Origin of the sequence: Martinezella rhizogenes, from assembly GCF_027460065.1 — a bacterium.
GTDB classification, from domain to species: Bacteria; Pseudomonadota; Alphaproteobacteria; order Rhizobiales; family Rhizobiaceae; genus Agrobacterium; species Agrobacterium rhizogenes_C.
This window is the reverse complement of sequence record NZ_JAPYZZ010000008.1, coordinates 113,439-138,052: the sequence shown is the minus strand read 5'-3', so window position 1 is coordinate 138,052 and position 24,614 is coordinate 113,439. Positions and strand designations below refer to the sequence as shown.

The 24,614-nt window shown below is 59.1% G+C and carries 23 protein-coding genes and 1 other RNA gene; 12 read left to right on the top strand and 12 right to left on the bottom strand.

Annotation, left to right across the window (positions count from 1 at the left end; translation table 11 throughout):
- Nucleotides 1–102: 102 nt before the first annotated feature.
- Nucleotides 103–1,902, bottom strand: a complete 1,800-nt coding sequence (locus O8B93_RS15095; RefSeq protein WP_269710752.1) for an ABC transporter transmembrane domain-containing protein — start codon at nt 1,900–1,902, stop codon at nt 103–105.
- A 261-nt stretch (nt 1,903–2,163) separates the two neighbouring features.
- Between O8B93_RS15095 and rpmE the strand changes: the two genes are divergently transcribed.
- Nucleotides 2,164–2,385, top strand: coding sequence for a 50S ribosomal protein L31 (rpmE, locus tag O8B93_RS15090; protein WP_003506183.1), 222 nt, complete (start codon nt 2,164–2,166; stop codon nt 2,383–2,385).
- A gap of 153 nt (nt 2,386–2,538) precedes the next feature.
- On the opposite strand, the gene rcdA is transcribed toward rpmE, so the two are convergent.
- The 3 genes from rcdA to O8B93_RS15075 form a co-directional block, all read right to left on the bottom strand.
- Nucleotides 2,539–3,054, bottom strand: a complete 516-nt coding sequence (rcdA, locus tag O8B93_RS15085) for a protease adaptor protein RcdA (protein ID WP_006314720.1) — start codon at nt 3,052–3,054, stop codon at nt 2,539–2,541.
- A gap of 402 nt (nt 3,055–3,456) precedes the next feature.
- Nucleotides 3,457–3,648: a DUF1192 domain-containing protein gene (locus O8B93_RS15080; protein ID WP_006314721.1), complete on the bottom strand. Its 192-nt coding sequence runs from the start codon at nt 3,646–3,648 to the stop codon at nt 3,457–3,459.
- Complete coding sequence (locus O8B93_RS15075) at nt 3,645–4,934, bottom strand: MFS transporter (RefSeq protein WP_269710751.1); 1,290 nt, start codon at nt 4,932–4,934, stop codon at nt 3,645–3,647. The genes O8B93_RS15080 and O8B93_RS15075 overlap by 4 nt, the downstream gene beginning before the upstream one ends.
- Nucleotides 4,935–5,070: 136 nt before the next feature.
- On the opposite strand from O8B93_RS15075, the gene O8B93_RS15070 reads away from it, so the two are divergent.
- Entirely contained in the window at nt 5,071–5,226 is a 156-nt protein-coding gene (locus tag O8B93_RS15070; protein WP_003497629.1) for a hypothetical protein, read from the top strand.
- Between the two features lie 57 nt (nt 5,227–5,283).
- Here the strand turns inward: O8B93_RS15070 and O8B93_RS15065 are convergent, their stop codons facing one another.
- From O8B93_RS15065 to tkt, 5 genes are all read right to left on the bottom strand, one after another.
- Nucleotides 5,284–6,309 (bottom strand): class I fructose-bisphosphate aldolase, encoded by a 1,026-nt coding sequence (locus tag O8B93_RS15065; RefSeq protein ID WP_269710750.1) that lies wholly within the window; start codon nt 6,307–6,309, stop codon nt 5,284–5,286.
- 191 nt (nt 6,310–6,500) lie between these two features.
- Nucleotides 6,501–7,703 carry a phosphoglycerate kinase gene (locus O8B93_RS15060; protein ID WP_269710749.1) on the bottom strand — a complete coding sequence of 401 codons (1,203 nt, stop codon included), beginning with the start codon at nt 7,701–7,703 and terminating at the stop codon, nt 6,501–6,503.
- A 67-nt stretch (nt 7,704–7,770) separates the two neighbouring features.
- Complete coding sequence (locus O8B93_RS15055; RefSeq protein ID WP_269710748.1) at nt 7,771–9,636, bottom strand: potassium/proton antiporter; 1,866 nt, start codon at nt 9,634–9,636, stop codon at nt 7,771–7,773.
- 315 nt (nt 9,637–9,951) lie between these two features.
- Complete coding sequence (gene gap, locus O8B93_RS15050) at nt 9,952–10,962, bottom strand: type I glyceraldehyde-3-phosphate dehydrogenase (RefSeq protein ID WP_269710747.1); 1,011 nt, start codon at nt 10,960–10,962, stop codon at nt 9,952–9,954.
- Between the two features lie 62 nt (nt 10,963–11,024).
- The gene (gene tkt / locus O8B93_RS15045; RefSeq protein ID WP_269710746.1) at nt 11,025–13,007 is read right to left on the bottom strand and encodes a transketolase; all 1,983 of its coding nucleotides are present in this window, start codon (nt 13,005–13,007) and stop codon (nt 11,025–11,027) included.
- Between the two features lie 323 nt (nt 13,008–13,330).
- Here tkt and O8B93_RS15040 point away from each other — a divergent pair, with 323 nt between their 5' ends.
- From O8B93_RS15040 to O8B93_RS15010, 7 genes are all read left to right on the top strand, one after another.
- Nucleotides 13,331–13,603 (top strand): DUF4164 domain-containing protein, encoded by a 273-nt coding sequence (locus tag O8B93_RS15040; RefSeq protein WP_003506205.1) that lies wholly within the window; start codon nt 13,331–13,333, stop codon nt 13,601–13,603.
- Between the two features lie 10 nt (nt 13,604–13,613).
- Nucleotides 13,614–13,991, top strand: a complete 378-nt coding sequence (locus tag O8B93_RS15035) for a cell division protein ZapA (RefSeq protein ID WP_269710745.1) — start codon at nt 13,614–13,616, stop codon at nt 13,989–13,991.
- A gap of 77 nt (nt 13,992–14,068) precedes the next feature.
- A non-coding RNA gene (gene ssrS / locus O8B93_RS15030) (6S RNA) lies at nt 14,069–14,227 on the top strand.
- 231 nt (nt 14,228–14,458) lie between these two features.
- The gene (locus O8B93_RS15025; protein ID WP_173989277.1) at nt 14,459–15,721 is read left to right on the top strand and encodes a hemolysin family protein; all 1,263 of its coding nucleotides are present in this window, start codon (nt 14,459–14,461) and stop codon (nt 15,719–15,721) included.
- Nucleotides 15,721–16,338 (top strand): 5-formyltetrahydrofolate cyclo-ligase, encoded by a 618-nt coding sequence (locus O8B93_RS15020; protein WP_269710744.1) that lies wholly within the window; start codon nt 15,721–15,723, stop codon nt 16,336–16,338. The genes O8B93_RS15025 and O8B93_RS15020 overlap by 1 nt, the downstream gene beginning before the upstream one ends.
- A 70-nt stretch (nt 16,339–16,408) precedes the next feature.
- Nucleotides 16,409–17,233 (top strand): TIGR00282 family metallophosphoesterase, encoded by an 825-nt coding sequence (locus O8B93_RS15015; RefSeq protein WP_269710743.1) that lies wholly within the window; start codon nt 16,409–16,411, stop codon nt 17,231–17,233.
- 116 nt (nt 17,234–17,349) lie between these two features.
- Complete coding sequence (locus O8B93_RS15010; RefSeq protein WP_269710742.1) at nt 17,350–18,195, top strand: MBL fold metallo-hydrolase; 846 nt, start codon at nt 17,350–17,352, stop codon at nt 18,193–18,195.
- A gap of 36 nt (nt 18,196–18,231) precedes the next feature.
- Here O8B93_RS15010 and O8B93_RS15005 read toward each other — a convergent pair whose 3' ends face one another.
- The gene (locus O8B93_RS15005) at nt 18,232–18,735 is read right to left on the bottom strand and encodes a pyridoxamine 5'-phosphate oxidase family protein (protein WP_269710741.1); all 504 of its coding nucleotides are present in this window, start codon (nt 18,733–18,735) and stop codon (nt 18,232–18,234) included.
- A 199-nt stretch (nt 18,736–18,934) separates the two neighbouring features.
- On the opposite strand from O8B93_RS15005, the gene O8B93_RS15000 reads away from it, so the two are divergent.
- Nucleotides 18,935–19,681, top strand: a complete 747-nt coding sequence (locus tag O8B93_RS15000) for a YebC/PmpR family DNA-binding transcriptional regulator (protein ID WP_003497595.1) — start codon at nt 18,935–18,937, stop codon at nt 19,679–19,681.
- A 57-nt stretch (nt 19,682–19,738) separates the two neighbouring features.
- Here O8B93_RS15000 and O8B93_RS14995 read toward each other — a convergent pair whose 3' ends face one another.
- Together O8B93_RS14995 and O8B93_RS14990 are read right to left on the bottom strand one after the other, a co-directional pair.
- Nucleotides 19,739–20,740, bottom strand: a complete 1,002-nt coding sequence (locus O8B93_RS14995) for an LLM class flavin-dependent oxidoreductase (RefSeq protein ID WP_269710740.1) — start codon at nt 20,738–20,740, stop codon at nt 19,739–19,741.
- A gap of 144 nt (nt 20,741–20,884) precedes the next feature.
- Nucleotides 20,885–23,194, bottom strand: a complete 2,310-nt coding sequence (locus O8B93_RS14990; RefSeq protein WP_269710739.1) for a methyl-accepting chemotaxis protein — start codon at nt 23,192–23,194, stop codon at nt 20,885–20,887.
- Between the two features lie 247 nt (nt 23,195–23,441).
- On the opposite strand from O8B93_RS14990, the gene ruvC reads away from it, so the two are divergent.
- Nucleotides 23,442–23,954 carry a crossover junction endodeoxyribonuclease RuvC gene (ruvC, locus tag O8B93_RS14985; RefSeq protein WP_004445748.1) on the top strand — a complete coding sequence of 171 codons (513 nt, stop codon included), beginning with the start codon at nt 23,442–23,444 and terminating at the stop codon, nt 23,952–23,954.
- Nucleotides 23,955–23,981: 27 nt separating this feature from the next.
- Nucleotides 23,982–24,599 carry a Holliday junction branch migration protein RuvA gene (gene ruvA, locus O8B93_RS14980; protein ID WP_269710738.1) on the top strand — a complete coding sequence of 206 codons (618 nt, stop codon included), beginning with the start codon at nt 23,982–23,984 and terminating at the stop codon, nt 24,597–24,599.
- Nucleotides 24,600–24,614: the final 15 nt, after the last annotated feature.

The window sequence follows — 24,614 nt, the reverse complement described above, 5'->3', positions numbered from 1 at the left end:
GCAATTCCGGTGAAAACCGGTTCACCTCCATTGCTCTAACCCTTTGTTTTCGCGCATTTCCGGACGCAAAACCGAGCATAGTTTCGCTGGAAATGCTCCAGATCAGGCCTGGGCGCGCAATTCGTCCGGTCCGGTCTGGAATTGCAGTCGGGCGAGGCGGGCATAGAGGCCGTTCTGGCGAATGAGGCTCTGGTGCGTGCCTTCCTCGATGATACGGCCTTCATCCATCACCAGAATGCGGTCGGCCTTCAGCACGGTCGCGAGGCGATGGGCGATGACGATGGTGGTGCGGGTCTTCATCAGCTCATCAAGCGCCTTCTGCACCAGCGTTTCGCTTTCCGCATCGAGCGCCGAGGTTGCTTCGTCGAGCAGCAGGATCGGTGCGTTACGCAGAATGGCGCGGGCGATGGCGATGCGTTGGCGCTGGCCGCCGGACAGCGTCACACCGCGCTCGCCTACCTGCGTATCGTAACCATCGCCGAGACGTTCGATGAAGCTGTCCGCCTGTGCGGCGATGGCGGCGGCGCGCACCTCCTCGCGTGTCGCTTCGGGCCGGCCAAAGGCGATATTGTCGTGGATGGAGGAGGCGAAGATCGCGACGTCCTGCGGCACAATGGAGAGCCGCGCACGCAGATCAGTGAGGCTGACGTTGCGGATATCCACGCCATCGATGGTGATACGGCCCTGCTGCGGATCGTAAAACCGCATCAGCAGCGAAAAGACCGTGCTTTTGCCCGCACCGGAAGGGCCGACGATGGCGACGGTTTCGCCGGCGGCAACCTTCAAGGAGAGGCCGGAGACAATCGGCCGCCCTGTCGCGAGCGGATAGACGAAATCGACATTGTCGAATTCCGCCTCGCCCCGCGGCGGTTGCGGCATGGCGACGGGGGCTGCGGGCTCTGCAACGGGTGAGCGTTCATTCAGCAGCTCGGAAAGCCTCTCTGCCGCGCCGCCTGCCTGGGCGAGTTCGCCCCAGACTTCCGAGAGCTGGCCGAGGCCGCTGGCTGCGATCACGGAATAAAGCACGAACTGGCCAAGCGTACCCGCGGTCATGCTGCCCGACAAAACGTTTTGTGCACCATACCAGAGAATGCCGACAACGCTGCCGAAGACGAGAGCGATGGCGACAGCGGTCAGGATGGAACGGGCGCCGATCGCCGCGCGCGCGCCTTGGTAGGCGGCTTCCACGGAGGCGCCGTAACGGGCATTCGCCAGTGCCTCAGCATTGAAGGACTGTACGGTGCGGCTCGCCCCGATCGTTTCGGATGCATAGGCGGCGGAATTGGCCAATGTATCCTGCGTGGTGCGGGAGCGGGCGCGAACGGATCGCCCGAAGGCGATCAGCGGAAAAACGATGAAGGGAATGGCAAGCAGCGCAAGGCCGGAAAGCCCGGGGCTGGTATAGATCATCATCGCAACAGCGCCACAGCACATGATGATGTTGCGCAGCGCGACCGACGCAGAGGAGCCGAAGGCGGAACGAATCTGCACCGTATCGGCGGTCAGCCGCGAAGTGAGCTCGCCGGAGCGATTGCTATCGAAAAACTGCTGTGACAGCGTGGTGAGGTGGGCGAAGACATCGCGGCGCAGATCGGCAACGACCCTCTCGCCGATGGTCATCACGTAATAATAGCGCATGGCGCTAGCGAGCGCGAGGATAACGGCAATCGCCAGAAGCATGGCGAAATAGCTGTTGATCATGCCGCCATCCGGCGTCTGGAAACCGTGATCAATGATGCGGCGGACGGCAAGCGGCAGGGCGAGCGTGGTGGCGGAGGAAAGCACAAGCGCAAAAAGGGCTGCCGCCATCAGGCCGCGATAGCGCCTTAGATAGGGAAACAGGCCAAGAAGCGGCTTCAGGCTTCTCTGTTTCGCCGCTTTCTGCTCGTCAATGTCTGCCACGTCCTCTATGCTCCTCGTTCAGTGCCTTTTTTGGGCCTTTTGCAGGTGAATTTCCGGCATCCGGTAAAATTCCAGCCTCTGCGGCCATCTCCTTTCACAAGGGGATAGCAGGCTCTTGTTATCTGGGCGACCTTCATGTATAGGCTCCGCATCGAATTGGGAAGCCATAGCCCATCTGGTCTATGGCTTCATTTATTGAAATGGCTCAGTTGACGCAATTGCGGCAAATGGACCGCACGTCACTTAACCAGGAAGATTGTCATGAAGGCTGATATCCATCCCGCTTATCACACGATCAAGGTCGTCATGACCGATGGCACCGAATACGAAACCCGCTCTACCTGGGGTTCGGAAGGCGCAGTCATGAACCTTGAAATCGACCCCAAGTCCCATCCGGCATGGACGGGCGGCAACCAGCAGCTTATGGACCGTGGTGGTCGCGTTTCCAAGTTCAACAAGCGTTTCGGCGGCCTCGGCCTCTGATCTCTTGCGGACGGATCGTTTAAAAAAAGCCCGGTTTTCCCGGGCTTTTTTGTTGCCCGCTTTTCGCGGCGGTATTTGTGACTGTAACGGCCAAAACAAAAAAGCAGGCCGGTGAGCCTGCTTTTCAAATTGTCCGGATAGAGTCGTCTTTTCTCAGTTGATCGAGAAAGCCGTACGCAGCAGGTTGAGCTGCGCCTGCACGCTGTTTTCGTTGTCTGGTACCTTGGTCGCTTCGGCCGGGCGATAGATTTCGCGGTCGAGCAGGGCGACACGGTTCTGGAGGCGCAGCGACCGCTCGATAAGGTCGCGGAAGGATTCCGGCAGGTCGTTCCAGCCGGGCGCGTTGCGGTCGACATTGAAGCTGTCGAGCCGCACCTTGTTCTTTTCGCTCAGAACCTGGTCGCGCGTCATTTCGCCATTGTTGACGGCGCGCTGCAAAAGCAGCCAGGAGGCCATCTGCATCAGACGGGTGGTGAGGCGCATCGATTCCGCTGCGTAAAGGACAGACGCCATGCGCGGAAGAACCTTGGAAGCCGTGCGGCCGGCGCCATCGAGATAGCTTGCCGTTTCCTCGACCAAAGTCATGCCTTCGGTATAGAGGGTCTTGAACTGGTTGGAAGCAGCCGCGCGACCCGCAAAGCTTATGGTATTTAAAACCTGTTCTGACATTTCTTTAAATCCCTGCTCACGCACCACACTGTCAGGCAACGACGACCGGGATATTTTGTTCCGGCCTTTAGTGTTTTCAGGATCGTATCTTTACCTGAAATGCGCAAGGCAATTATTAAAGAAGGGTTAATACCCACAGTTTTACGAATTGCGGCGACCGGCAAAAAAAGAGCCGCGAAAGCGGCTCTCAAGGTAAAACAGGGAGAAAAATCAGACCAATTCGCCGTATGGAGAAGATGCCTGAGGTCCAGAAGAACTGGACATGTATAGTAATCTCTCAGAAAGCTTAATTTTTGGTTAATGGTAAACGAAAGACTGCGCCAGAATCTTTAATCTGGTTAGCCTTTTTTCCCCGAAGTCTGTCGCTTGTGGGGCTTGCTGCAGGTTTTTTAAGGTCACCCTTCAGGAGCGAAACAGGTTCTCCGCTGCCTGCCTGCCCGCGGACTTCCTTTTTTTCTCGTCCTCAAGCCTGGCAATTTCCGCCTGCAAAAGTTCGATTCGATCGCTCAACTCGTCCACCGAAAGAAGGCTAAGATCGCTGCCGATTTCATGTCCGCGGGGTTTCTGCGGACGATCATCATCAAAGAGGCTCATATGCCTGCTCCTTTTTCCACATAGTCGCCGTCGTCGCCTGGATATTGCGGCGCGCGGGGATCAAGCGCAATACTCTCCGGCGTGACCAGCGGCGAGGGCGTCGTTGGCATCATCGTCGAGAAATTGTCCTTTTCCGCGGTCGAAAGGGCGGCACGTTGGCGGCTTCTGACGATGGCATAGGCCGTTATCAGCACATGGGCGACGGCCGTCACGAAGAAGAGCGCATAGGGACCGGAATAGGTCATCACCGCGCCGCCAAGCGTCGGGCCGATGATGGTGCCGATGCCGTAAAGCAGCAGCAACCCGCCGGATACCTTGACGAAGTCTTCCGATGCGGCAAAGTCGTTGGCATGGGCCACGGCGATGGGATAAAGCGCGTTGGCGGCGGCGCCGTAAATGGCGATCATGGGGATGAGCACATAGACATTGTGCGGCTGCACAACTGCAACGGCGAGGCCCGCGACCGCGCCTAACCCCGCCAGTCCGGCCAGCACATAACGGCGGTCTATCCGGTCCGAAAGGCGACCGGCCGGAAATTGCGCAAGCGCGCCAACGAAGATCGTGACGGAAACCATAATGGCGATCATGGTCGGGTCGAGCCCCGCCCTTGCGCCAAAGACGGCGCCGAGCGTGCCGTAAGCGCCGTTGGCGATGCCGATCATCAGGATGCCGAAGAAGGAGACCGGCGAGTTCCGATACAGAGCGGGTAGATCCAGCTTGACCTTCTGCAAGGGTTGCGGACTGGCAGCCTTGGAAAGCGTGGCCGGCAGAATGGCGATGCAATAGATGATGCCGCAGATCATGAACAGTGAGGTATTGCTGACATCGCCCATAGGCACGATCATCTGCCCCGCCACGACGCCAAGCAGCGTGATGGCGATGTAGAGGGAAAAGATCATGCCGCGGCTCTCATTGGTCGCGCGTTCGTTCAGCCAGCTTTCAATGATCATGGATGTGCCGGCCGTGCAGAAGCCGGTGAGTGCGCGCAGCGTGATCCACCAGACGTCATCGACAACGAGGCCGGTCATCAGCACCGTCAGGCAGACCAGCGCGACGAAGGAGCCAAATGCCCGCACATGCCCCGCTCGGCGCACGATGGCGGGGGCGACGAAGCAGCCGATGACAAAGCCTGCCGCCCAGGAGGTACCCAGGAAGCCCAGAATCTCGTTGGAGTAACCTTCCGCCGAGCCGCGCATCGGCAGGATGAGGCCCTGAAGGCCGTTGCCGAGAAAAAGAAACAGAGTGCTGGATAAAAGAGCGAATACGGGTAGAAGATTTCTGCTCATGAAGACACTCTCATGCGTTCGGACGGACGGTCGGACAGGCCAATGAACGGGGTTACCCGAATGAGTTGCACTCTTCTGGTGAACGGTAAAAATGTCCAGCCTGTGACGATGCAGAAATAAAGAAAAGGCTCAATAAATGACAAAGGCGATCGGCCTTTTTTTACTGCTGGCCATGGTGGTCCAGATCATCCGACCTTTGGGCCTGCCGGGCCTCAAGAAAAGAGGCGATTGCTGGAAGATTGCGGTTGCCGCCTTTGTCATCTGGTCGGCGACGCTGCTTCTGCGGCCGTAAAGAAAAAGCCGCCCATCGGGGCGGCTTCAGTTGCGCAATTTGCCTGCGAGCGATGGCTCAGGCTGCCTTTTCGAGTTCCTGCTTCCAGTTGCCCTTGGCGGCAAGGCTGTTCATGGCGGCGCGGTGCGTGAAGGCGCGCTGGCCGGCGGCGACATTTTCCGATTTGCCGCCCCAGGTCTTGAGAGCCGTATCCTGAAGGGCGCGGCCGTAGGAATAAGTCAGCGACCAGGGCAAGTCGTAACCGGCATTCATGGCGGAGAGATGCGCCGTCGCCTCTTCGGAGGACTGGCCGCCGGAAAGGAAGGCAATGCCCGGAACGGCAGTCGGTACGGTCGCTTTCAGAACCTTGACGGTCTTTTCCGCCACTTCTTCAACGGACGCCTTGCGAGCGTTCTTGCCGTCGATGATCATGTTCGGCTTGAGGATCATGCCTTCGAGGTTCACGCGGGCATCGAACAGATCCGCAAACACGGTCTGGAGAACCCATTGCGTGACTTCGGCACAGCGGTCGATGTCATGCGTGCCCGGCTCGCCGTCCATCAGCACTTCAGGCTCAACGATCGGCACGATATCCGCCTGCTGGCAGAGAGCTGCGTAACGGGCAAGCGACTGGGAGTTTGCCTTGATCGAACCCCAGCTCGGACGCTGTTCACCGATGGTGATGACACCGCGCCACTTGGCAAAGCGGGCGCCGGCCTCGTGGTACTTGCGAAGGCGCTCGTAAAGGCCGTCTAGGCCTTCGGTGATGAATTCACTCGGGTGGAAGGCCATCGGCTTGGCGCCGATATCCACCTTGATGCCCGGCAGGCTGCCGGCCGCGTTGATGATGTCAACGAAAGGCGTGCCATCGGCCGCCTTCTGGAACAGGGTCTCTTCGTAAAGGATGACGCCGGAGATGTACTTCTTCATGGCGTCGTCGGAGCGGAACAGCATTTCGCGATAGTCGCGACGAGCGGTCTCGGTGGACTCGAGATTGATGCTGTCGAAACGCTTCTTGATCGTTCCTGTGGATTCGTCGGCTGCGAGCAGGCCCTTGCCGTCGGCAACCATTTTGATGGCGATGTCTTCGAGACGTTCGGTCATTTGCTATTCTCCCAAGGCACAATAAATTTCCGATAACAGAAGTTCCAGGGCAGGGAAATGGCACGCTAACTCATTGAAACGATTGAAATGATTTCAATCGTTTGAAACTTTTCCTCCCGGTGCCACTTACCAAAAAACAAGGCCGGACAAGCAGGGCTTGTCCGGCCTTGTGTCAGGCAAGTGAAATGAGTTTACTTGGCAGCGGTCAGGATGGCAACGCCCGGCAATTCCTTGCCTTCCATCCATTCGAGGAAGGCACCGCCCGCCGTTGAGATGTAGGTGAAATCGTCCGAAACACCGGCGTGGTTGAGTGCCGCCACCGTGTCGCCGCCACCGGCGACGGAAACGAGCTTGCCGGCCTTGGTGCATTCGGCGGCGTGTTTTGCCGCAGCCACGGTTGCCGCATCGAAGGGTTCGATTTCGAACGCGCCGAGCGGGCCGTTCCAGACCAGCGTTTCCGCCCGTGAAATCCACGCCTTGATGCTTTCGACCGATTTCGGACCGACATCGAGAACCATGGCATCGGCGGGAATGGCGTTGATATCGACAATTTCATTGGCCGCGCCTGCCTTGAATTCGCGGGCGACGACGCCGTCTTCCGGCAGGACGATGGCACAACCGGATGTCGCCGCCTCGATCATGATCTGCTTTGCGGTCTCTGCCAGATCGTGCTCGCAGAGCGACTTGCCGACATTCGTGCCGCGGGCGGCGAGGAAGGTGTTGGCCATGCCGCCGCCGATGACGAGGGCATCGACCTTCTTGACGAGGTTCATCAAGAGATCGATCTTGCTCGAAACCTTGGCGCCGCCGACGATGGCAACCACCGGGCGAACGGGCTGGCCGAGACCCTTTTCCAGCGCCTCTAACTCGGCCTGCATGGTGCGGCCGGCATAAGCGGGCAGATGCCGCGCCAGACCCTCAGTGGAGGCGTGGGCACGGTGTGCGGCGGAGAAGGCGTCGTTTACATAGATATCGCCATTGGCTGCCAGGGCTTCGACGAAGGCAGGATCGTTCTTTTCCTCACCCTTGTGGAAGCGGGTGTTTTCCAGCAGCAGGATATCGCCATCATTCATCTTCGCAACCGCATCAGTCGCTGGCGCACCGATGCAGTCGGTTGCGAAGGAAATGGCGTGATCCAGCACGTCCTCGACGGCGGGGACGATCTGAGAAAGCGACATCTCAGCAACGGGTTCACCCTTCGGGCGGCCGAAATGGGCAAGCAGAATGACTTTTGCGCCTTTTGCGGAGAGTTCCAGAATGGTCGGCGCAACGCGTTCGATACGGGTTGCGTCCGTCACCTTGCCATCCGCGACCGGCACGTTGAGATCAACGCGGACGAGAACGCGCTTTCCGGCAATGTCGTTAAGGTCGTCGATGGTCTTGAAAGCGGGCATGGGTCGATCCTGATTTGTTGCGAGTTCGGGAGGGACCATACTATGCCTGATTGACGACGCAAGCGGGTCAGGCCTCATTTTCTGTCACCGTCTTCGCAGGTGCGGAAACGCTCTCATCGGCATCGGCGGAACGCAACTGACGCCGTTGTGCCAGATGCGTGCGCGCCCGGCGGAGGATTTCCGAAAAGCTGATGAAGATCGGCAGGCTGATGGTCGGTTCGACAGGCTCGAGCGAGATGCCGACGCCTGTGATTGTCTCATGTTCGTCCAGCGCCCGAACGATGAGAACGATGGAGCCGAGACGCACCCGATCGGCATAATCCGCCTTGCCTGAAAGACGCGTTTCAATGAGTTCCGCGATGCTCATGGCGTTTTCAGCCGGCGAAATGATGCCGGGACCGTAGGCAGCGTCGAGTTCCGCTGCAGGACGGGTGGGCGAGATTGCGAAGGTGCCGAAGAAATCGGCGTCGTCATCCGCGACCGGTAGCGCGCTTGCAAATAATCGGTCGATCAACCTGATATAGCTGGGTGCGATAAACAGATAGACGAGATCGTTTTCACGCAGGCGCCCGGCATATTGATAACGGATCGACTTGCCGTCGCGCACTACCAGCGACGGCATGGCCCAACGGGGAATGCGCTCGCCCTGCATGATGGCGCTGCCTTTTGCGACCCGGTAGGAAATCAGCTCGTGATTGGCGGTGCCGGGAAGATCAACTTCCAGCTTGTCCACCTCGCCCATGCGCGGCGGAACGATCAGCCCGAGCCTCGTCGCCACCGGCTTGATGGTCCAGCCCTGCACGAGAAGCGATACAAGAACGATGATGAAGGCGGCGTTGAAATAGATCTGCGCATCGTCCAGCCCGCCGAGAATGGGCATGATGGCGAGCAGGATGGAAACGGCACCGCGCAGGCCGACCCAGGCTACAAAGGAGGTTTCCTGCTGGGTATAGTTGAACGGCATCAGGCTCAGCCACACCGCGAGCGGGCGGGCAACGAAGATCAGGAAAAGTGCGAGCAGCACGGCGGGAATCGCAATTGCCGGAAATTGCGACGGCGTTGCGAGCAGGCCGAGCATCAAGAACATGATGATCTGGGCAAGCCATGTCAGCCCCTCATGGAAACGGTGGATGGTTTCCTTGGCGAAGATCCTGCGGTTGCCGGCAACGATGCCGGCCACATAGACCGCGAGAAATCCGCTGCCGCCGATCGCACCGGTGAAGGAGAAAACGAGCAGCGCCAGCGCCAGCACGAAGATCGGTGCAAGCCCACGGTCGGCGGCGAAGCGATTGACGACGGTGGCGATCATGAGACCACCGAGCAGGCCGAAAATCAGGCCGAGGCCCATTTCCTCGATGAAGAGCAGCAGGAAGCCACTGTCGATGCCGGCGAGGCCCTGACCCTTGGCGATGATCTCGACCAGCGCAACGGTGAGAAATATGGCCATCGGATCGTTGGTGCCGGATTCCACCTCCAGCGTCGAGCGCACCTGATCACGGATATGGATGCCGCCGATGCGCAGCAGGAAGAACACCGCCGCCGCATCCGTGGAGGCGACGATGACGCCGAGTAGCAGCCCCTCCAGCCAGGAAAGCCCGAGCAGCAGGGCGGCTGCGCCTGCGAAGAACACGGATGTGAGGATGACGCCGACGGTGGCGAGCGCGACGGCGGGTGCCGCAGAAAGCCGGAAGGATTGCAGGGACGTGCCGAAGCCGGAATCGAAAAGGATGACGGCGAGTATGAGCGAGCCGAGCATATAGGCGAGCGGATTATTGGTGAATTCGATGCCGAGGCCATCCACACCCGCCGCAAGGCCGATAACAAGGAAGAGCAACAGCAGCGGCGCGCCGAAGCGGAAGGCGATGAGGCTGGAAAAGGCCGCGACGAGAACCAGAACAGTTGCGACCAGCAACAGAAGATAAAATGATTCCACGTCCACCGCCTCTTCACACCGCGCTGGCCGCCGCAATGAATGCTCTGCACGTCCGCAGTCAATTCGCCACGGGTTGCGGTCTGTCAGCGCTGTCCGGGTGGCGTTGAAAGGCGGCGCAAGGCGGGGTGTATCGAAAGATACGGCAGGGCCGAAGTGCATTGCGCACGACCGTTATCCCTGTTCTTCTTGTCCGTTTCAAAATGGACCAGACAAAGGCAGGAAATTAAAAACTTGGCGGCAGAGGTGAGGAAAATCGAGAATAAAAAATCCGGCGGGATTGCTCCCGCCGGACCTGCATCAATCGATGTGTTTTCGTTAGATGGTCTTCGCGAATGCGACGGCCGTGTCCGACATGCGGTTGGAGAAGCCCCATTCGTTGTCGTACCAGGACAGAACGCGCACGAAATTGCCTTCCATGACCTTGGTCTGGTCGTTGGCAAAGATCGACGAATGGCTGTCGTGGTTGAAGTCGCGGGAAACCAGCGGCTCGTCGGTGTAGCCGAGGATGCCCTTCAGCTTGCCGTCGGCAGCCGACTTGATCGCTTCGTTGATTTCCGCAACCGTGGTCGCGCGCTTGGCGATGAACTTGAAGTCGACAACCGAAACGTTCGGGGTCGGAACGCGGATCGACGTGCCGTCCAGCTTACCCTTGAGGTGCGGCAGAACGAGGCCAACGGCCTTGGCAGCGCCCGTCGATGTCGGGATCATGGAGAGGGCCGCGGCGCGGGCGCGGTACAGATCCTTGTGCATGGTGTCCAGCGTCGGCTGGTCGCCCGTATAGGAGTGGATCGTGGTCATGAAGCCATGATCGATGCCAACGACGTCATCGAGAACCTTCACGACCGGCACGAGGCAGTTGGTGGTGCAGGAAGCGTTGGAAATGACCAGATGGTCCTTCGTCAGCTGGTCGTCGTTGACGCCGAAGACGACGGTCAGGTCTGCGCCATCAGCGGGAGCGGACACGATGACGCGCTTGGCGCCAGCCGTCAGGTGGGCCGCCGCCTTGTCGCGGGCGGTGAAGATGCCGGTGCACTCAAGAGCGATATCGACGCCCAGTTCCTTGTGCGGCAGGGTTGCCGGATCGCGAACGGCCGTGACCTTGATCGGCTTGCCGCCGCCAACGATGATCGTGTCGCCTTCGACCTTTACCTCGGCAGGGAACTTGCCATGGATCGAATCGTAGCGCAGCAGGTGGGCGTTGGTTTCAACCGGGCCGAGGTCGTTGATGGCAACGACTTCGATATCGGTGCGGCCGGATTCGACGATGGCGCGCAGAACATTGCGGCCGATGCGGCCGAAGCCGTTAATGGCAACTTTTACAGTCATTTACAGTCTCCCGAACAAGAATGGGCGTGGTCTTTGCTGAATGGTGAGGGCCTGGAAAGCCCTCACGCAAGTTTTGCCTCGGCTGCTGCGACGACGGCTTCCGCCGTGATACCGAAGTGCTTGAAGAGATCCTTCGCCGGCGCAGAGGCTCCAAAGGAGTGCATGCCGACGAAAGCGCCGTCATTACCGATGAAGTAATCCCAGCCCTGGCGAATGGCGGCTTCCACCGCGATCTTGACCGGAGCCTTGCCGATAATGGCGTTGCGGTAGGTTTCCGGCTGTTCCTTGAAGAGCTCGAAGCAGGGAACGGAGACGACGCGGGCGGAAACGCCCTTGTCCTTCAGCGTTGCGGCGGCCTTCAGCGCCACTTCCACTTCCGAACCGGAAGCGAAGATCGAAACCTTGGCGTCGCTGGCGGAGACGAGTTCGTAAGCGCCGTAAGCGGAGAGATTCTTCTCTTCATATTCCTTGCGCGAAGGCGTCAGGTTCTGGCGGGTCAGCGCCAGCGCCGAGGGGCGGTGCTTTTGCTCAAGAGCCAGCTGCCAGCATTCCGCCGTCTCGGTTTCATCCGCCGGGCGGAAGACGAGCAGGTTCGGAATGGCGCGAAGGGCGGCGATCTGCTCGACCGGCTGGTGAGTCGGACCATCTTCGCCGACACCGATGGAATCATGCGTCAGAACGTGGACGACACGGATGCCCATCAATGCGGCAAGGCGGATCGACGGACGGCAATAGTCCGAGAAGATCAGGAAGCCGCCGGCATAGGGGATGAGGCCGCCATGCAGCGCGATACCGTTCATGGCCGCAGCCATGCCGTGCTCGCGGATGCCGTAATGCAGGTAACGGCCGGAGAAGTCGCTCGGCGTAATGGACTTCATCTGGCTGGTCTTGGTGTTGTTGGACGGCGTCAGGTCGGCAGAGCCACCGATCATTTCCGGCAGGATGCCGTTGATGACTTCAAGCGAATCTTCCGAGGCCTTGCGGGTCGCAACGGTTGGGTTGTTCTCGATGATCTTCTTCTTGAAGGCATCAATGGAGCTGTCGAAGTTGCCTGTCAGGTCACCGGCGAAACGGCGCTTGAACTCGGCCTTCTTGGTCGTCTCGGTGGCTTCGAGACGGGCTTCCCAGTCCTGACGCGTCTTGGTGGAGCGCAGGCCGGCGAGACGCCATGCATCGAGCACATCTTCCGGAATGACGAAGGCTTCGGCTTCCCAGTTCAGGCTCTTGCGGGCAGCGGCGATTTCTTCGGCGCCGAGCGGGTTGCCGTGCACCTTGTGGGTGCCCTGCTTGTTGGGCGCGCCGAAACCGATGACGGTCTTGCACGCGATGAAGGTCGGACGGTCAGATTTCTGCGCGGCCTCGATGGCGGCGGCAATCGCGTCCGGATCATGGCCATCAACACGGATGGTGTTCCAGTGCACGGCCTGGAAGCGAGCGATCTGGTCGGTGCTGTCGGACAGGCCAACTTCACCGTCGATGGTGATGTTGTTGTCGTCCCAGAACAGAACGAGCTTGTTGAGCTTCAGATGGCCGGCAAGCGCGATGGCTTCGTGGCTGATGCCTTCCATGAGGCAGCCGTCGCCGCACAGCACATAGGTGAAGTGGCTCTGCAGGTCGGAGCCGAACTCCTCTTCCAGCTTGCGTTCGGCAATTGCCATGCCAACGGCGTTGGCAATGCCCTGGCCGAGCGGACCGGTGGTGGTTTCGATGCCGGTGGCGTGACCGTATTCGGGATGGCCGGCGGTCTTGGAGCCGAACTGACGGAAGCGCTTGATCTCGTCGATCGTCATGTCCTCGTAGCCCGTCAAATAGAGCAGCGAGTAAAGAAGCATCGAACCATGGCCCGCCGACAGCACGAAGCGGTCACGATCCGCCCAAAGCGGCGCCTTGGGATCGAATTTCAGGTAACGGGTGAAGAGAACGGTGGCGACATCGGCGGCGCCCATCGGCAGTCCGGGATGGCCTGAATTGGCCTTCTCCACTGCATCCATGGCAAGAAAGCGGATCGCATTGGCCATCCGGTTGTGTTTGTCGCGAGAAATCATGGCTTTTCCGTCTGTTCCGGGTGAAAGGAGATAGTTTTACGCAACTATCCAAAAAGCGGGTTGATCCATAGCAGGTGAGGCAGGCAAGTCAATAAATCCACGGGCAATTGCGGTTCGCCCAAGGATAAAAATCGTTTAGAAAATCGGCTGTCTCGACAAAAATCGTGCGATGGGGCCCGGCGCTTCTTCGTTCATCCACAGAGCAAAACGCCTCAATGCACTGGTTTGATTGACGGGATGGTAAATCGGGTAATAACCTCTTGGATGTTGGGAAGGCCTGAAACCGGACGATTCGGCCGGTAGCGTGCGAGTTGGAAAAAACGATGTCGGCTGAGAAGACCGTACAATCTGCGCTGACGGAGCTGAATGCTGCCATCACAAATCTCGAAAATGCCATCGATATGCGTATCGAGCGGCAAAGGGAGACGGGCGAGATCGATAATGAGGTCAAGCGGGTCCATGTCGACCGCGCCAGGCTCGCACATGAGCTTGATCAGGCCGAGTTTCGCGCCAACCGTCTTGAAGAAGTCAATCGCGAGGTGTCCCGCCGGCTGGTAACGGCCATGGAGACGATCCGCGCGGTGCTGGATCGATAGGAGCGGTTTCATGGCGCAAGTCACTGTTATGATCGATGGCAAGGCCTATCGCATGGCATGCGAGGCGGGGCAGGAAGACCACCTGACCGATCTTGCAACCCGTTTCGACCGTTATGTCGGGCATCTCAAGAGCCAGTTCGGCGAAATCGGCGATCTGAGGCTGACCGTCATGGCCGGCATCATGGTTATGGACGAGCTTTCCGAACTCAACCGCAAGATCGAGAGGCTGGAAGGGGAGGTCGCATCCCTTTCCCGCAACCGCGACGGCATGGCCGAGCACAAGGCGAAATCGGATGAAATAGTGGCGGTTGCCATTGGCGATCTGGCCGACCGGCTGAACGGCATTACCGAAAAACTGCTCGCACGGCCAAAACCCGCGACCCATTGATCGGGCGAACTTTCCGCGTCGGTAAAATTCGCTATCCGCCCTCTGGCGGTTTCCTCCAATTCGTCCTATATCTGGGATGCGTTCTGCGCTTCCCGACAGGAACCACAATCCCTGGGGCCATACTCGATCCAAAGGGAGCTGTCCCTGGCCAGTCCCGTGGGGCTGGACACACGGTGCCCACCTACTTTTGTAGGCACCCAGGATCGTAAATCTCCATCGGTCGCCGTGGATCGCGCTTGAAGTTTCGGGTCAACCCCGGTTCTTCACCTGATTATTTTATCGTCGACAGTTATTTTTCACTACTGCCGGGCACGGCTTTTTTATAGTGCCGTCATTGCAATGGCGGAACAATTGCCTATTATTCGGATTGGTATGTCTGTCATGCCCTTTTATATTAGAGGGTTCTGCGGTCAAAACCGCGACGTGCCGTTCAACAGCCCAAAGAGCTAAACTTGTTTACTGAAATTATGATCGTGGTCCTGCTCACCGTATTGAACGGTGTGCTTGCCATGTCCGAGCTTGCCGTTGTCTCCTCCAGACCGGCGAGGCTCAAGGTGCTTGCCGCGCAAGGCAGCAGGGGCGCCACCATGGCGCTCGGCCTTTCCGAAAATCCAGGACGGTTCCTTTCCACGGTTCAGATCGGCATCACGCTGGTTGGCGTACTGTCCGGTGCGTTTTCCGGTGCCACGCTTGGTGCCCGGTTCACCGGATGGCTTCTGGAGCAGGGTGTTCCCGATCGTGCTGCGGATGCAATCGGTGTCGGCTCGGTTGTCGTCGCCATCACCTATCTGTCGTTGATCGTCGGCGAGCTGGTGCCGAAGCAGATTGCCCTGCGCGACCCTGAAAAGATCGCCGCCCGTGTCGCACCTACCATGGTGATGCTGTCGCGGGTCGGCGCGCCGCTGGTGTGGCTGCTGGATAAATCCGGCAAGGTCGTTCTGGCAATTCTCGGCCATAGCGGTGAGTCCAACGCTTCGGTGACGGACGACGAAATCCGCACGGTTCTGGCCGAAGCTCACAGCGCCGGCGTGATCGAGACCGAGGAATCGGCGATGATCACCAGCGTCATGCGCCTCGCCGACCGCAATGCGCGTGGTCTGATGACGCCGCGCCGCGATGTCGAGGTGGTCGATATCGAAGACAGTGCCCAGGAAATCCGCGAGCAGCTTCGCCAGACGCAGCGTTCGCGCCTGCCGGTGCGCAACGGCGCTTCCGATGAAATTCTGGGCGTGCTTTTCGCCAAGGATGCCTTCGATGCACTGGCTTCAGGCAAGGAGCTGGATGTGCGTGAGCTTCTGCGCGAAGTTCCTGTCGTCTCGGATCTGACGAGTGCGGTGGATGTCATCCAGTCGCTGCGCCGTTCCACCGTGCACATGGTGCTGGTCTATGACGAATACGGCCATTTCGAAGGTATCGTCAGTTCAGGCGACGTTCTGGAGGCGATTACCGGTGCCTTCCAGGAAGATAATGACGAAGAACCGGCCATGGTCGAGCGCGAGGATGGTTCGTTCCTCGTCGCCGGCTGGATGCCGGCCGATGAATTCGCCTATCGCATGGGCTTCCAGATCGATGAGGATGCCGAGTTCGAGACCGTTGCCGGTTTGGTGCTCGATGAATTCCGCCGCCTGCCGGAGCTGGGTGAACATGTCACCCGCAACGGCTGGCGTTTCGAAGTTATCGATCTCGATGGTCACCGTATCGACAAGGTTCTTGTGAGCCGGGCCGCCTGATGCAGGGCGATGCTGCGGAAAAGGCAAGGTTGCGCGTCGAAAGGCTCGCCGCGCGCGATGCGTTGACACCAGCCGAGCGGCAGCAGAAGAGCCTGTCGATGACGGTTCATGGTGCCGCCGGCATTCCCTTTCCGCCCGAAACCGTCATTTCCGGTTTCATGCCCATCCGTTCCGAGGCTGATACCCGGCCGTTGATGGATGCGTTGCGCGCACGAGGCGGGCGTCTCGTCCTTCCCGTGGTGCTTGACCGGGAAACAATCGTCTTTCGCGCCTTCGAAGCGGATACGCCGCTGGTGAAGACAGGTTTTGGCACGACCGGACCGGGCGGGGATGCGAAGGTTCTCGATCCGGACATTCTGCTTGTGCCCCTTTCCGTATTCGATGGGCAGGGTCAGCGTGTCGGTTATGGCGCGGGGCACTATGATCGTGCCATTGCAAGATTGCACGCCAAGGGCCGTCAGCCTGTTCTCATCGGCATCGCCTTTGATTGTCAGGAAGTGCCGTCCGTCCCGGCGGAGCCGCATGATGTGCCGCTTCACGCCATTCTGACGGAAAGCGGGCTGCGCTGGTTTTCCACCCCGCTATCCACGGTCGATGCGGGGCAAAAGGCGCTTTAGCACTTTTTAAAACATGGATTACCCGCTAGAGGGACGCAATCCAAAGAACATACGCAAAACGAGGCGGTGAATGAGACTTCTTTTTCTCGGAGATATGGTTGGCAAGACCGGACGCACGGCTGTCTGGGAGCGATTGCCGGGGCTGATTTCCGATCTGAAGCTGGATTTCGTCATCGTCAACGGTGAAAATGCCGCCGGCGGTTTCGGCATTACCGAGGATATCTATCTTGAAACCATCAATGCCGGTGCCGACGTCGTAACCACCGGCAACCATGTCTGGGACCAGAAGGAAGCAGTTTCTTTCTGCGAGCGCCACGACCAGTTCCTGCGGCCGGCCAATTATCCTGACGGCACACCGGGCAAGGGTTCAGGGTTGTTTTATGCGCGCAATGGCGCGCGTATCCTCGTCGCCAACATCATGGGCCGGGTGTTCATGCATCCGGAACTGGACGATCCCTTCAAGTCGGCGGAGAGCATTCTGGCTGCCTGCCCGTTGAAGGAACAGGCAGACGCCATCATCTTCGATTTCCATGCTGAGGCAACTAGCGAAAAGCAGTGTTTCGGCCATTTCGTCGATGGCCGTGCGAGCTTCGTCGTCGGCACCCACACCCATGTTCCAACGGCTGACGCGCAGATATTGAATGGTGGCACAGCCTATATGTCTGATGCCGGCATGTGCGGTGATTATGACAGCTCGCTTGGCATGGAGAAGGAAGAGCCGATCAACCGCTTCATTTCCAAAATGCCGAAGGGCCGTTTCGAGGCCGCAAGCGGGCCGGCGACGATCTGCGGCGTTGGCGTTGAAATCTCCGATCGCACCGGACTTGCCGAAAAGATCGCGCCGCTGCGCATCGGCCCGCGGCTTTCCGAAACATTACCCTCCTTCTGGGCCTGAACGTCTACTGGGAGCGTTCACAATGACGAGAGTCTGAGCTTTCCGACCTTCTTGTAACTGGACGCCTCGCAAAACCTGCCTCATCCTCTCAACCTTCGCAAGTTCAGGGGAGTGGCATGATGCTGCGCGTGCTAATGCTTGCAATGACAGGTCTGATCGCCTGCGCCGGAACCGCCTTTTCCCAGACGGCAAGCCGGCCTCCCGTCAGCCAATGCCAGGCGATTGCCCGAAATATTCCTGGGGTCATGTTCGCGAGCTTGAATACGCCAGGCGTCCAGCTGGCGCAGGCGGCGGCGAAGAAGGAAGAGGTGAAGATCAGCTTCATCGGCCATTCCACCTACCTCATCGAAAGTCCTGATGGCGTGACGATCGCCACCGACTATAACGGCGTCTACCGTCCGCCCGTCACGCCGACCGTGGTAACGATGAACCGGGCGCATTCCACCCATTTCACCCTCAGCCCGGACCCGGCCATTCAATATGTGCTGCATGGCTGGAGTGATACGCCCGGCGAAAAGGCCGAGCACAAGGTGTTGGTGGATGACGTCTACATCCGCAATGTCGCGACCGACATCCGCAACCGCTGGGGTGACTATGAGTCGTTTCAGGAAAACGGCAATTCCATCTTCATCTTCGAGGTTGCCGGGCTGTGCATCGGTCACCTCGGCCATCTGCATCATGAACTGACGGACACGCATTATGCCGAAATCGGCCGGTTGGACGTGCTGATGGTACCGGTGGATGGCGGCCTGACCATGGGGGCTGACAGCATGAGCCGGGTGGTGAAGCGCCTTCGATCCGCGCTGATCTTGCCGATGCACCGTACCGGTCCACCGCTGGAACAGTTTCTGACGATGTTCGGCGAAAGTTTCCAGATCGCTTATGCCACGGATCCGGTGATCCGGGTCTCGATGAGAAACCTTCCCCGCCAGCCGCAGATACTGGTGCCGAAAGGCATGTAGCTGGCGGCAGGTGAGGAAGGGCGGGGGAGCTGGCGATCAGGCGAAGGTGAGGTGCTGGCGGACGCCGACATCAGGCGTCTTGTCTTCGGACATGTTGGCCTTGGCGATTTCCCAGCCGAATTTCAGCGTGCTGTCCGTTGAGGCCCAGATATCGGCATCATCGACATGAAGCGCCAGCATCGTCAGCTGTGGGTCGCTCTTGCCATGCTCGTACCAGGCGGCGGTGACTGAATTCCAGTATTCGTCGATCTTCGCCCTGTCATCACGCGCTTCCAGAATGCCGGAGAGGCAGGCGTGATAATCATGGTCCTTGCCAACGAGGCAGAAATGCGCACGCGAGCCTGACTTCAGGGATTTTACGAGATCGGTGTCTTTTTTGGAGAAAAACCAGATGGTGTTGGTTTTCGGGTCAGCATGAGGCGCCATGGGCTGCATGTGGTTGTGCAGGCCTTCCAAACCGAGCATGCCGGCATGGACGGAATTGATCTCGTCCCAGAGCTGGCGGGCCGGGGCTTCTCTTGCTTCAGTCAGGCTGACCATATGTTTTCTCCTTCCGGTCTGTTTTGCTGCGACGGAGAGAAATCCATACCCTCATGTGCCGCGTTCATGAGCAAAACGAGAAGCGGATAAATCAGTTCCTTCTATTGTTCACGGAAGAGAAAGCGCTTGCGGGGTTGAACGGCGGGCGTATCGCACTTATAAGGCCCGCAATCTCCAAATTAAGACAATCAGGTTTTCCATGGCTGGTCATTCACAGTTCAAGAACATCATGCACCGCAAGGGCAAGCAGGACTCCGTACGGTCCAAAATGTTTTCCAAGCTTGCGCGTGAAATCACCGTTGCGGCAAAAGCGGGCATGCCCGACCCGAACATGAACGCGCGCCTGCGTCTTGCAATCCAGAACGCCAAGGCTCAGTCCATGCCGAAGGACAATATCGAGCGCGCGATCAAGAAAGCTTCCGGTGCTGACAGTGAAAACTACGATGAAGTCCGTTACGAGGGTTACGGCCCGGGTGGCGTCGCCGTCGTCGTCGAGGCCCTGACCGACAACCGCAACCGCACCGCCTCCAACGTACGCTCCATCTTCACCAAGGCTGGTGGCGCACTCGGTGAAACCGGCTCGGTCTCCTTCTCCTTCGACCGCGTTGGCGAAATCACCTACAAGGCGGAAGTGGGCGATGCCGACAAGGTCATGGAAGCGGCCATCGAAGCGGGTGCTGACGATGTCGAATCCTCCGAAGACGGCCACACCATCATCTGCGGTTTCGAAGCGATGAACGAGGTTTCCAAGGCGCTGGAAGGCGTGCTTGGCGAAGCCGAAAGCGTCAAGGCCATCTGGAAGCCACAGAACACGGTGCCGGTGGATGAAGAAAAGGCGCAGTCGCTGATGAAGCTCATCGACAATCTCGAAGACGATGACGACGTGCAGAGCGTCTATTCCAACTTCGAGGTTTCCGAAGAAATTCTCGCCAAGCTTTCCGCCTGACGTTTTATGTTCTCAAAGAAAAGCCCCGGCAGCGACGTCGCTCCGGGGCTTTTTTATTCAGGCGGCCTTCCTGATGGAACTCCGCACATCGGCGAAAATTTCCACGGAACGCAGCCGTTTTTCGATGTCGTGGATCGGCATCGATACGATCAGTTCGTCTGCCTGCGTTTCGGCAAGGAAACCACCGAGATGGCGCTCGATCGTCTCGGGGGAGCCGACTGCTGCGAAACGCAAAGTGTGTTCCACCGAGAAGCGCTCCATTTCGTTCCAGTAATCGTCCATACTGTGCACCGGCTTCGGGAACGGGGTGCGGACATTGCGGCGCAGATTGACGAATTGCTGCTGTGACGAGGTGAAGAGATGCTGCGCTTCCTCATCCGTATCGGCGCCGACACCCATCACACCCACCATCACATAGGGCTTGTCCAGCACCTCTGAGGGCTGGAAGCGCTCGCGATAGATATGGATGGCCTCCATCAGCATATCGGGGGCAAAATGCGAGGCGAAGGAATAGGGCAGGCCGAGCGCTGCGGCGAGATGCGCGCTATAGGTGCTGGAGCCGAGCAGCAAGAGCGGCACGTTGGAATTCATGCCGGGCACGGCAAGGATCGCCTGATCCTGCTGCGGCGGGCCAAGGTAACGCTGGAGTTCGACGATATCGTGCGGGAAATTTTCCGCGCCGGCATCCAGGTTGCGGCGCAGGGCTCGCGCCGTGCGCATATCTGTTCCCGGCGCACGGCCGAGACCGAGATCGACACGACCAGGCAGAAGTGCAGCAAGTGTTCCGAACTGTTCGGCAATGACGAGCGGAGAGTGGTTGGGCAGCATGATGCCGCCGGAACCGACACGGATATGTTTGGTGGCGGCACCCACATGGGCGATGACGAGGGAGGTCGCAGCACTTGCGATGCCGGGCATGCCGTGATGTTCCGCCAGCCAGATGCGGTTATAACCGTGTTCTTCGGCCTTGATGGCCATGCGGCGGGAATTTTCGAGCGCCGCGCTGACGCTCTCGCCTTCGCCGATCGGCGAAAGGTCGAGAATGGAAAAGGGGATCATCGGACGCTCCTGCAGAAATTCAAATCTTTGCTGCCGATGTAAGGCGCGTGTCCCGATTTACCAGAGAAGTCGCATAGAATTGATGGATGGTTCAAAAAAATTGGGGCCTCCGGAGAGGCCCCTACCTTTCGTCAGCCGGCAACCTCAGCCCGCCCGCCGCAATTGCCTGTTCTCGCGATGCTGCATTGCTTCGTTCTCCGAAGCCAGCACGAACTCTCCGAGCCTGCCATCCATTTCACCTGCTTCCGACGCGAGATTGTGAATGGCCGCCGTCGTTTCTTCCACCATGGCAGCATTCTGTTGGGTCATGGTATCGAGGCTGGTGACGGTGCTGTTGATTTCCGAGAGCGTATGCGCTTCCTCGCGGGTGGATTCCATGATCTCCTCGATACGCGCGCTGATGGTCTGCACATGTTTGCCGATGCCGGTCAGGGAAGCGCCGGCCTTTTCCACCAGGACCACGCCGGTGGAAACCTCGTCGGTGGAGCGTTTCAAAAGGCTGGTAATTTCCTTTGCGGCTGCGGCCGAACGTTGAGCCAGTTCGCGCACTTCCTGTGCCACGACGGCAAAACCCCTGCCGGCATCGCCAGCGCGTGCGGCTTCGACACCCGCATTCAAGGCGAGAAGGTTGGTTTGGAAGGCGATTTCATCGATGACACCGATGATCTGGTTGATCTGGCGCGAGGAGGTCTGGATCGCCTCCATGGCGGCGATGGTCTGCTCCATGACGCGGCTGGATTCAGTTGCTTGCGTGCTGGCGTCGCGCGCGATCCGGGTTGCCTGTTCGGCGCGCTCGATCTGGTCACGGACGGCCTCGGTAATCGCCTTGATGGCGCTCGCCGTTTCGGTGATGGAAGCCGCCTGCCGCTCGGTGCGTTCCGCCAGCTGGTCGGCCCCCACCCGCATTTCCTCGGAGCCGCCACGAACGGCGGCGGAGTTGCCGCCAATCGCTTCCATGGTCTCGCTGAGCCGGGCAAGTGCGGTGTTGAAGTTCTGGCGGAGGCTTTCGAGATCATCGGGGAAAACGGTCTTTATGCGATAGGCGAGATTGCCGCTCGCCAGTCGGTCGAGCCCCGTATCCAGAGACTGCACGACCATCTGCAGCGTGCCGGCCTCGGCTTCGCGCTCGGCAAGATGCGCGCGCCGCGCCGTTTCGGCTTCCTCGCGTGTACGCGATGCTGTTTCTTCCATTTCCCGCTGCAGGATGAGTTTTTCACGGAAACTGCCGAGCGCACGCGCCATCCGCCCGATCTCGTCTTTCCGGTCCTGATTGCCGATTTCGGCATCAAGACGGCCCGCGGCCACTTCGCCGGTCAGTCCGGCAAGTTTTTCCAGCGGGGCGAACAGGCGCCGTGCAAAAAATGCTGTCGCTGCACACATGGCGGCAAGAACACAAAGGCCGATTACGGCAAGCGTGCCGGCGATCGAGACGGAGCCTGCGTTCAACTCGCTGCGCAGCATGCTTTCCACCGCGAGATATTTCTCACCGGCGAAGGAAAAGGGGCGGGCATAGGCATTGGCTTCGCCATCCGCGCGGTTGATCCTGGCAATGGTCATGCCCGTCGCGTTCAGGGCTTCGCCATGGAAACCGTAAATGGCCGGGTCGAGGCTGACGAGCTTTTCGCCGTCCACGCCGAGAACCTTGCCGTCAGCCGCGATAATGGCTGATTGCTCCGAACTGCCGGATGCAATGCCTTTCGTAAGTATCTGGCCGAAAACGTCTTCCTTGACGCGGAAGAGAACGATGCCCTTGAACGCGCCAAACTTGACCACCGGAACGCCGAAATAAATCCCGGCCTCCTTTGTCGCAGCATCGATCCGCAGCCCGGAGAAGCTGGTCTGCGCCACATCATTGACCGCTTTTTCAGCATTCGCAGCGCCACGCGCGAAGGCTGCGCCAAGGCCGCTTTCCGTCCAGGCGCCAGAGGTTATGGTTTCTCCGAAAGCCGGTCCTTTCAGATAGGAATAATAGACCGCACCGGCGGGATCGATGAAGAGCACGTCGCTGAACGGCGTTCCCTTGAGATAACCGGCCATATCCGTCTGGGTCTTTTCATGGGTGGAATAATAAAAGCCGCTGGGGCTTTCCGGCTTGATAAGTTTTTCCCTGTCACCGAAGGGGTTTTCCTTGATGAAGACGCGTTGCAATTCCGCCTTCGCGTCACCGGAGTTCTTCTGCACCGTGGTCCAGCCGCTGCGCATGGAGACGACCGCCATCTGCAGGGATTCGATCTTGGCAATGGAATCCGCCTGCGTCTTCAGCTGCTCAAGACGCTCCTGGAGCATGTCGCCGCGGAAGACGAGAATGCTCTCCATGGATTTCGACGCCTGTTCCTCGAGAACGCCGCTGCTGCTCTGATAACCGAGAAGCGTGAGAGCCCCGGTCGAGATCGCCATCAGCGCCAGGAAAATGACGAGTACTTTGGTGGATATGGAATGAAAACGGTTCAGCATGGCCGATGCAGCCCCCAATGCCGGATCAGTTCCCACGCCATGCATGAATGGCGCCATCGGACGGCTGATATGGCGAAACTATTGTGCTGCGGATCATCATGTCCGCAGCTCCCCATTTTTTATTTTGTGGGGAAAAATGCGGTACGCGGTTTAAACAGAAGTAAATGCTGCACTGCAAATTTGATGAATGTTGTCGTTTTGTTCACTTATCGCTGGCAGGGTCGCAGCCGGAAAGATAAGGTAGCTCATGCAAAAGACGATTCGAATCATCGGCATCGATCCGGGATTGCGGCGCACCGGCTGGGGTGTCATCGACACCCTAGGCAACAGCCTGCGGTTTGTCGCCTCCGGCACGGTGACGTCGGATGGCGATATGGACCTCGCCTCCCGGCTTTGCCAGCTGCATGACGGGCTGGCGGAGATCGTGCACAGCCATCAGCCCGATGAAGCGGCCGTGGAGCAGACCTTCGTGAACAAGGATGCTGTCGCCACGCTGAAACTCGGACAGGCGCGCGGCATTGCCATGCTGGTTCCGGCAAGGGCGGGATTGCCGGTTTTCGAATATGCGCCGAATGCGGTCAAAAAGGCCGTCATCGGCGTCGGGCACGGCGAAAAGCAGCAAATTCACATGATGCTGAAAATCCTGATGCCGAAGGCGGAATTCAAGGGTAACGATGCGGCGGACGCGCTCGCCATCGCCATCTGCCACGCCCATAATCGCGGCGGTGACAGGATGCGGCGGCTCCTGGCGGCTGGTTAATTTCATTTTTAGTGAGCGGGCGGCATCATGATCGGAAAACTCAAAGGCAGCATCGAGGAAATCGGCGCGGATTACGTGCTGGTGGATGTGCATGGCGTCTGTTACGTCGCCCATTGTTCGGCGCGCACCTTGTCGAAAATCGGCTCTGTCGGGGAGGCGGTCGTGCTGTTCATCGAAACCTATGTGCGTGAGGACCAGTTGAAGCTGTTCGGCTTTGTCTCGGCGCTGGAGCGGGAATGGTTCAACCTGCTGCAGAGCGTGCAGGGCGTAGGTTCGAAAGTGGCGCTCGCCGTTCTTTCCACGCTGTCGCCTTCAGAGCTTGCCAATGCGATAGCGCTGCAAGACAAAACCATGATCTCACGCGCGCCGGGTGTTGGGCCCAAGGTGGCCGTTCGCCTCGTGACCGAGTTGCGCAACAAAGCGCCAGCCTTTGCAGGAGACGCGTCCGCCTCCATCGGGCTCAAGCAGGAACTTGGGGAGGGTGTCGCCTCCGCGCCGGTTGCGGATGCCGTCTCAGCGCTTACCAATCTCGGCTATTCGCGCGACCAGGCCGCCAATGCAGTTGCCGCCGCTTTGAAGAACGGCGGGGAAGGCGGCGATAGCGCAAAGCTCATCCGGCTTGGGCTGAAGGAGCTTTCGCGGTAAAGGCGGCCTGCCAAT

Bases quoted from the DNA above. Each gene is read 5' to 3' on its own strand.
- O8B93_RS15010 (WP_269710742.1), top strand. From the start codon at position 17,350: ATGATGCTGCGCGTGCTAATGCTTGCAATGACAGGTCTGATCGCCTGC.
- tkt (WP_269710746.1), bottom strand. From the start codon at position 13,007: ATGATTTCTCGCGACAAACACAACCGGATGGCCAATGCGATCCGCTTT.
- O8B93_RS15035 (WP_269710745.1), top strand. From the start codon at position 13,614: ATGGCGCAAGTCACTGTTATGATCGATGGCAAGGCCTATCGCATGGCA.
- O8B93_RS15040 (WP_003506205.1), top strand. From the start codon at position 13,331: ATGTCGGCTGAGAAGACCGTACAATCTGCGCTGACGGAGCTGAATGCT.
- O8B93_RS14990 (WP_269710739.1), bottom strand. From the start codon at position 23,194: ATGCTGAACCGTTTTCATTCCATATCCACCAAAGTACTCGTCATTTTC.
- O8B93_RS15000 (WP_003497595.1), top strand. From the start codon at position 18,935: ATGGCTGGTCATTCACAGTTCAAGAACATCATGCACCGCAAGGGCAAG.
- gap (WP_269710747.1), bottom strand. From the start codon at position 10,962: ATGACTGTAAAAGTTGCCATTAACGGCTTCGGCCGCATCGGCCGCAAT.
- ruvC (WP_004445748.1), top strand. From the start codon at position 23,442: ATGCAAAAGACGATTCGAATCATCGGCATCGATCCGGGATTGCGGCGC.
- rcdA (WP_006314720.1), bottom strand. From the start codon at position 3,054: ATGTCAGAACAGGTTTTAAATACCATAAGCTTTGCGGGTCGCGCGGCT.
- O8B93_RS15070 (WP_003497629.1), top strand. From the start codon at position 5,071: ATGACAAAGGCGATCGGCCTTTTTTTACTGCTGGCCATGGTGGTCCAG.
- O8B93_RS15080 (WP_006314721.1), bottom strand. From the start codon at position 3,648: ATGAGCCTCTTTGATGATGATCGTCCGCAGAAACCCCGCGGACATGAA.
- O8B93_RS15005 (WP_269710741.1), bottom strand. From the start codon at position 18,735: ATGGTCAGCCTGACTGAAGCAAGAGAAGCCCCGGCCCGCCAGCTCTGG.
- O8B93_RS15075 (WP_269710751.1), bottom strand. From the start codon at position 4,934: ATGAGCAGAAATCTTCTACCCGTATTCGCTCTTTTATCCAGCACTCTG.
- O8B93_RS15025 (WP_173989277.1), top strand. From the start codon at position 14,459: ATGATCGTGGTCCTGCTCACCGTATTGAACGGTGTGCTTGCCATGTCC.
- ruvA (WP_269710738.1), top strand. From the start codon at position 23,982: ATGATCGGAAAACTCAAAGGCAGCATCGAGGAAATCGGCGCGGATTAC.
- O8B93_RS15015 (WP_269710743.1), top strand. From the start codon at position 16,409: ATGAGACTTCTTTTTCTCGGAGATATGGTTGGCAAGACCGGACGCACG.
- O8B93_RS14995 (WP_269710740.1), bottom strand. From the start codon at position 20,740: ATGATCCCCTTTTCCATTCTCGACCTTTCGCCGATCGGCGAAGGCGAG.
- O8B93_RS15060 (WP_269710749.1), bottom strand. From the start codon at position 7,703: ATGCCCGCTTTCAAGACCATCGACGACCTTAACGACATTGCCGGAAAG.
- rpmE (WP_003506183.1), top strand. From the start codon at position 2,164: ATGAAGGCTGATATCCATCCCGCTTATCACACGATCAAGGTCGTCATG.
- O8B93_RS15065 (WP_269710750.1), bottom strand. From the start codon at position 6,309: ATGACCGAACGTCTCGAAGACATCGCCATCAAAATGGTTGCCGACGGC.
- O8B93_RS15020 (WP_269710744.1), top strand. From the start codon at position 15,721: ATGCAGGGCGATGCTGCGGAAAAGGCAAGGTTGCGCGTCGAAAGGCTC.